This window comes from Kineococcus glutinatus, from assembly GCF_039542765.1.
Taxonomy (GTDB): domain Bacteria; phylum Actinomycetota; class Actinomycetes; order Actinomycetales; family Kineococcaceae; genus Kineococcus_A; species Kineococcus_A glutinatus.
In genome coordinates, this window is record NZ_BAABIL010000600.1 from 1 (window position 1) to 1,219 (window position 1,219).

The window sequence follows — 1,219 nt, forward strand, 5'->3', positions numbered from 1 at the left end:
GGCGCGCCAGCCCTGGTCGACGGTCGCCAGCTGCACCAGCGACGGCAGGCACGCGCCGACGGCCACGGCGGCGTCCCGCCCCCGGCCGGCACCGGCTCCCTGCGCGCGCACGGTCCGCACGCTAGCCACCGGCGGGGCTCAGGTGGCGAGGAACGCGGCCACGGCCAGGGCGCCGCCGGTGAGGTTGACCGCGCAGTGCACGGCCACCGGCACCCGCAGGTCGCCGCAGCGCACGAGCACGAGCTGCACCAGCAGCTGCACGAGGAACACCAGCAGGTACAGCTGTGGCTGCCAGAAGTGCTGCAGCGAGAAGAGCGCGGCGTTGGCGACGACCGCCGCGGTGCCCGCCACGGGCATCCGCGGCAGCAGCCAGCCGCGGAAGTACAGCTCCTCCACGAGCGGGTGCACGAGGCCGTTGAGCAGGACGCTGCCGAGCAGCAGCACGAGCAGGCCCGTGGCGGTGTGCGGGGTGCCGGCGGTGTCGCCGGCCAGCGCGTCGGGCATCCAGCCGAGGTGGCGGTCCTCGACGAGGGTGCTGAGCGGGTCCAGCGCCAGGTGGAGGCCGACGCCGGCGAGGTAGAGGGCCGCGGCGGTCGCCACCAGCCGCCACCACGGCAGCCGGCGGCGGAAACCGACGATCCCCCGCAGGCCCCAGCGGCCGGTGGCGCGCCGGCCCAGCCGGAGCAGCAGCACGAGCTCCAGGGGCACGACGGGGCTGAGGCTGCCGGCCAGCACCGCGGGCAGGCCGTGCGCGGCGAGCAGCGGTCCCACCGCCAGCGCCCACAGGGTGCAGGCGGCGCCGGGCACGAGGAACAGCGCCAGGGTGGCGGGCCAGCCGAAGCGGCCCGGTGCGGTGAGGCCGCTGCCGGGCACGGCGGGCCCGGTGGCGCTCGAGCGGACGGGGAGGGGGGTGGCGGGGGTGCTCACGGGGATCTCCTCCGGGCCGGTGGCAGGTGGGTCCCGCCGGCACCGTCGAGCCTTCCCGCGCCGGAGGTTCCCGGACGTCACCACCGCGAGCGGTCCCGGTGTCACCCCCGGGAGTGACACCGGGCGCCCGCGTCAGCCGTCGGCGCCCTCGGCGTCAGCCGTCGACGATGTCGACCCGACCGGCGCCGCGCGCCAGGACGCCGCGCGCGGCGTCGGCCAGGTCGGGGTCCACCGCGGCGGTGCGGCTGTGGATCGACAACGACCGCTGGCGGGGCGTGCCGTTCCTGCTGCG

At 77.8% G+C, this 1,219-nt stretch carries 1 protein-coding gene; it reads right to left on the bottom strand.

Translation table 11 applies throughout. The features are described from left to right. Window positions 1–138: 138 nt before the first annotated feature. Complete coding sequence (locus ABEB16_RS18810; RefSeq protein ID WP_345713741.1) at window positions 139–927, bottom strand: CPBP family glutamic-type intramembrane protease; 789 nt, start codon at window positions 925–927, stop codon at window positions 139–141. Window positions 928–1,219: the final 292 nt, after the last annotated feature.